The following is a 4,887-nucleotide window of genomic DNA, read 5'->3' on the forward strand; positions in this document are numbered from 1 at the left end:
CGCATCCGCCCCGGCCAGCACTCGCGCCAGCCACGGTGTCAGATCAGGCCCGACCCAGATCACCAGATCGGCCCGCGCCACGGTGCGTGCCTGCGAGGGACGCAGTTGGAAATGATGCGGGTCGGCGCCCGGTGTCAGCAGCAACTCGGGCGTGCCGGTGTCGCCCATCACCAGTGACACCAGCGCGTGCACCGGCGGCAGGTCGGTGACGACGCGCAACGGTTCGGCCCGCGCGGGCAGGCTAAGGAACAGGGCAAGGATAAAGGCAATCAGGCGCATGGTGAGAAAGGTTCTTGTGAACAGGGTGCCAGTCTTGTTATGTAATATCATAACAATTCGCAAGAGGTCTCATGCCCGCCTCCCCCGTGGCTTTTGCCAAGCACGATCATAGCGCCTGTAGCGGCGATATCCTGAAACAGGCCGATGCGTTGGCCCGGACCGAAGGTTTGCGCCTGACGCCGGTGCGGCGGCGCACGTTGGAGATCCTGCTGGAATCGCATCAGGCGCTGGGCGCTTACGAGGTGCTTGAGCGGCTGGCCGAGGACGGGTTCGGGCATCAGCCTCCGGTCGCTTACCGGGCGCTGGAATTTCTGGTCGAACATGGGCTGGTCCACCGTATCCGCCGCCTGAACGCCTTTGCCGCCTGTATGCATCCCGGCAGCCCGCACCGCCCGGTTTTCTTTATCTGCACCGGCTGCGACACCGTGGCCGAGGCCCCCGGCACCGGCGTGGGCGAGGCGATCACCCGCGCTGCGACCACCGTCGGCTTCAGCGTCGAGCGCATGAATGTCGAGGCCGTCGGCCTGTGCCCCGCCTGTCAGGAGTGCACAGCATGAGCCTGATTTCGACCGAAAACCTGACTGTTCGGTTTGGCGGCGCAACGGCGCTGAGCGCGGTCAACATGGCGATTGAGCCGGGCGAGATCGTCACCGTGGTCGGGCCGAATGGCTCGGGTAAATCGACGCTGATGCGGGCGCTGATCGGCGCGATCCCGGCCAGTTCAGGGCGCGTGGTTCGCAAGCCGGGGCTGGTGGTGGGCTATATGCCGCAACGGCTGGCGCTGGACGGGCGGATGCCGATGACGGTGCGGCGGTTCCTGTCGCTGCCGCATCGCCGCAGCCCGGCCGAGGCGCAGGCGGCGCTGGCGCGGGTCGGCGTGCCTGACCTTGGCGGCCAGCAGATGCAAACCCTGTCCGGCGGACAATTCCAGCGGGTGCTGTTGGCGCGGGCGTTGTTGATGAAGCCCGATCTTCTGATCATGGACGAGCCGACGCAGGGGCTGGACCAGCCCGGCACCGCCGCCTTTTACAAGCTGATCGAAGACCTGCGCGCCGAGACCGGTTGCGCGGTGCTGATGGTCAGCCACGATCTGCATGTTGTGATGTCGGCCTCGGACCGGGTGCTGTGCCTGAACGGCCATGTCTGTTGTCAGGGCACACCGCATGTGGTGTCGAACGCGCCGGAATACCGGGCGTTGTTCGGGCTTGGCACCGGCGGGGCGCTGGCGCTGTATCAACACGATCATGACCACGATCACGAAGACTGCGATCACGACCACGATCATAGCCACCACCCCGATCATGCGGAGCACGGCCATGCTGGATGATTTCCTGATCCGCGCCGCCCTCGCCGGGCTGGCAGTTGCCTTGGCCGCAGGGCCGCTGGGGTGTTTCGTGGTCTGGCGCCGGATGGCCTATTTCGGCGAGGCCACCAGCCACGCCGCGATCCTAGGCGTAGCGCTGGCGTTGGCGTTTTCGGCGAACATTTTTGTCGGCACGCTGGCGGTGGCCTTGCTGATGGCGCTGGCGGTGTCGGCGCTGACCGGGCGCGGGCTGGCGATGGACACGACGCTGGGGGTGCTGGCCCATGCGGCGCTGGCCTTTGGTCTGGTGGGGGTGTCGTTCCTGTCGGGGGTGCGGGTCGATCTGAACGCCTATCTGTTCGGCGATATTCTGGCCGTCAGCCGCACCGACCTGATTTATATCTGGGGCGGCGTTGCCGTGGTTCTGGTGCTGGCACTGGCGCTGGTGGTGGCCGTGGCGATCAAGGTCGTGGGCGCGCTGTTGATCGTGGCGATGCTGATCATCCCCGCCGCCGCCGCCCGCGCTGTTTCGCGCAGCCCCGAGGCGATGGCGATCCTGGCGGTGGCGATCGGCGCTGCGTCCAGCCTGGGCGGGCTGGCCTTGTCACTAACGGCGGACACGCCCGCCGGGCCCAGTATTGTGGCCGTCGCGGCGGTATTGTTTGCAATTGTGACCGCAATTTCACTGGCGCTGCGACACAAGATCACGGTTTGACCCATATCAAACGGGCGGAACGGCAATTGCTATATCAGGGATGCGGAAATCCTTGAAAGGCAGCCCCAATGCGTCTGACCACCCGCACCAACATCGCTATGCGCGCCTTGATGTATTGCGCCGCGAATCCCGGTCGTGTCGTGCGCAAATCGGATATTGCCACGGCCTGTAACACCTCGGAAAACCATATGGCGCAGGTGATCAACGCCCTTAGCCATTTCGGCTTGCTGCGCACGACGCGCGGGCGGCATGGTGGCGTGACGCTGGAAAAACCGCCCGAGGATATCTCGGTCGGCGCAGTGTTCCGCGAGATGGAGTCGGGCGTGCCGTTCATCGAATGTCTGGCCAAGGATGAAAACACCTGTCCGCTGGCCGATTTCTGCTCGCTGCGCGATGTGCTGTGCGGGGCGCTGGCCGAGTTTTACAAGGCGCTGGACAAGGTCTCGCTGGCCGATCTGGTCTCGGGGAACGCCCGGCTGAAGGAAACGCTGGCGCTGCATTAGCGAAAGGTTTTCAACCGGCTTTGCGGCGGCTAGGCTTTGGCCAAGCCGCAGAGGAAAGCCCGTTGTCCGATCCGATCACCGATCCAACCGAATTTCTGCGCGACCTGTTCGCCGCCGCGGTTCAGGCCGCCGACCCGATGCGCCGCATCCCCAAAGCCTTGCCGCCCCGGCCCGCAGGCCGCGTGGTGGTGATCGGCGCGGGCAAGGCCTCGGCCCGTATGGCCGAAGCGGTCGAGGCCGCGTGGGGCCCGCAACAGGGGCTGGTCATTACCCGTTACGGATACGAGCGTCCGACCAAAGGCATCGAGATCGCGCAGGCCGCGCATCCGGTGCCGGACGCGGCGGGCGTCGCGGCGACCCGGCGGATGCTGGATCTGCTGGCGGGGCTGGGGCCGGACGATTTCGTTCTGGCGCTGATTTCAGGCGGGGGGTCGGCCTTGCTGATCGCGCCAGCGGGCGACATCACGCTTGAGGAAAAACAAGCGCTGACCGCCGATCTGTTGGCCAGCGGCGCGCCGATCGGCCAGATCAATAGCATTCGCAAGGAATTGTCGGCGGTCAAAGGCGGGCGACTGGCGGCGGCGGCCTATCCGGCGCGGATGCTGGCGCTGATGATTTCGGATGTGCCGGGTGACGATCCGTCAGACATTGCCAGCGGCCCCACGGTCGGCCATCGCGGCGATCCGGCGCTGGCGTTAGAGACCTTGCAGCATTGGGGCGTCACGCCACCGCCAGCGATTGCGGCGTTCCTTGCGGCGGGGGGCGATCCCCTGGCCCCCGACGATCCGCGCCTGTCAAAGGTTGAAAACCGCATCATCGCCGCCCCGGCGCAATCGCTTGAGGCGGCACAGGCGCTGGCGGTCGCGGCGGGATGCACGACCCGCATTCTGGGCGACGATCTGGAGGGCGAGGCGCGCGAACTGGCCGAAACCCACGCGGCGCTGGCGCGGGAAATCGCCGCCAGTCTGCAACCGGGCGATGCGCCGGTGCTGTTGTTGTCGGGCGGCGAATGCACCGTGACCCGGCGCGGTGACGGGGTCGGCGGGCCGAACGCCGAATACTGCCTTGCGATGGCACTGGCATTGGACGGGGCGCCGGGGATCTGGGCGCTGGCCTGTGACACCGACGGGGTCGATGGCGCCGCCGAGGTGGCAGGCGCGGTGATCGGCCCGGATACGCTAAGCCGTGGCCCGTCCGCCCGCGCGGCGCTGGACGCCAATGACAGCCACAGCTTTTTCGCCACCTTGGGCGATCAGGTGGTTCCGGGGCCGACCCTGACCAATGTGAACGACTTTCGCGCAGTGCTGATTGTGCCGCAATTCTAAGCACTTGCCCGGATCGCGGCGCCAAGCGGCCGGATTTCCTTGTTCTTGACCAGCATTTTGCCGACTCTGGGCGGGCCGCTGAAAAAGACATGAGAATGACCGCACCGCCGCCGACCCTAAGCATGAAACTGGCCGACCTGATTGGCCGGATCTATCCCGACCTTGATGCCGACGATCTGTCCGCCAAGGTGATCAAAGCCTTCTGGCCCGACGATATCGGCCACCGCAAACGGGCGCGGGTGCCGGGGAACAAGCTGTGGTCGTCGCGCGATGCGATGGTCATTACCTATGGCAATTCTCTGGTGGACGGTCAGCACAAGCCGCTGGATTTGCTGAACGATTTCTTGAATCGCTATCTGGGTGACACGCTGAACGCGGTGCATATCCTGCCGTTTTTCCCGTTCACCTCGGACGATGGGTTCGCGGTGACGGACTATCGCTCGGTCAACAGCCATCTGGGCGATTGGGCCGACATTCGCCGTATCGCGGGCGAGTTCAAACTGATGTCCGATCTGGTGCTGAATCATGTCTCCAGTCAGGGCACATGGTTCAACGAATACCTTCAGGGCCACGCGCCCTATGACCGGTTCTTTTTTGAGGCCCGGCCCGACGATGATCTGAGCTCGGTCGTTCGGCCGCGCACCACGCCCTTGCTGCGCGAGGTGCATACCGCCAACGGCGTGCGCCATGTCTGGTGCACCTTCAGCCACGATCAGGTCGATCTGGATTTCCGCAATCCCGAGGTGCTGCTGGAATTCCTGC

At 65.3% G+C, this 4,887-nt stretch carries 7 protein-coding genes; 6 read left to right on the forward strand and 1 reads right to left on the reverse strand.

All coding sequences use genetic code 11. From position 1 onward, the window contains the following. On the reverse strand, positions 1–279 hold a 279-nt coding region (locus tag ABYW26_RS10560), incomplete at its 3' end, for a metal ABC transporter solute-binding protein, Zn/Mn family (RefSeq protein ID WP_372604806.1). A 71-nt stretch (positions 280–350) separates the two neighbouring features. Between ABYW26_RS10560 and ABYW26_RS10565 the strand changes: the two genes are divergently transcribed. The 6 genes from ABYW26_RS10565 to ABYW26_RS10590 form a co-directional block, all read left to right on the forward strand. Next, positions 351–836: a Fur family transcriptional regulator gene (locus tag ABYW26_RS10565; RefSeq protein WP_372604807.1), complete on the forward strand. Its 486-nt coding sequence runs from the start codon at positions 351–353 to the stop codon at positions 834–836. Further along, positions 833–1,606, forward strand: a complete 774-nt coding sequence (locus tag ABYW26_RS10570) for a metal ABC transporter ATP-binding protein (RefSeq protein ID WP_372604808.1) — start codon at positions 833–835, stop codon at positions 1,604–1,606. Before ABYW26_RS10565 ends, ABYW26_RS10570 begins: the two co-directional genes overlap by 4 nt. Beyond that, entirely contained in the window at positions 1,596–2,297 is a 702-nt protein-coding gene (locus ABYW26_RS10575) for a metal ABC transporter permease (RefSeq protein WP_372604809.1), read from the forward strand. The genes ABYW26_RS10570 and ABYW26_RS10575 overlap by 11 nt, the downstream gene beginning before the upstream one ends. Positions 2,298–2,365: 68 nt before the next feature. Beyond that, complete coding sequence (locus ABYW26_RS10580; protein ID WP_372604811.1) at positions 2,366–2,800, forward strand: Rrf2 family transcriptional regulator; 435 nt, start codon at positions 2,366–2,368, stop codon at positions 2,798–2,800. 74 nt (positions 2,801–2,874) lie between these two features. Continuing rightward, positions 2,875–4,125 carry a glycerate kinase gene (locus ABYW26_RS10585; RefSeq protein WP_372604813.1) on the forward strand — a complete coding sequence of 417 codons (1,251 nt, stop codon included), beginning with the start codon at positions 2,875–2,877 and terminating at the stop codon, positions 4,123–4,125. 95 nt (positions 4,126–4,220) lie between these two features. Beyond that, on the forward strand, positions 4,221–4,887 hold a 667-nt coding region (locus ABYW26_RS10590), incomplete at its 3' end, for an alpha-amylase family glycosyl hydrolase (RefSeq protein WP_372604812.1).

The organism is Actibacterium sp. (assembly GCF_041584535.1).
Taxonomy (GTDB): Bacteria; Pseudomonadota; Alphaproteobacteria; order Rhodobacterales; family Rhodobacteraceae; genus Actibacterium_D.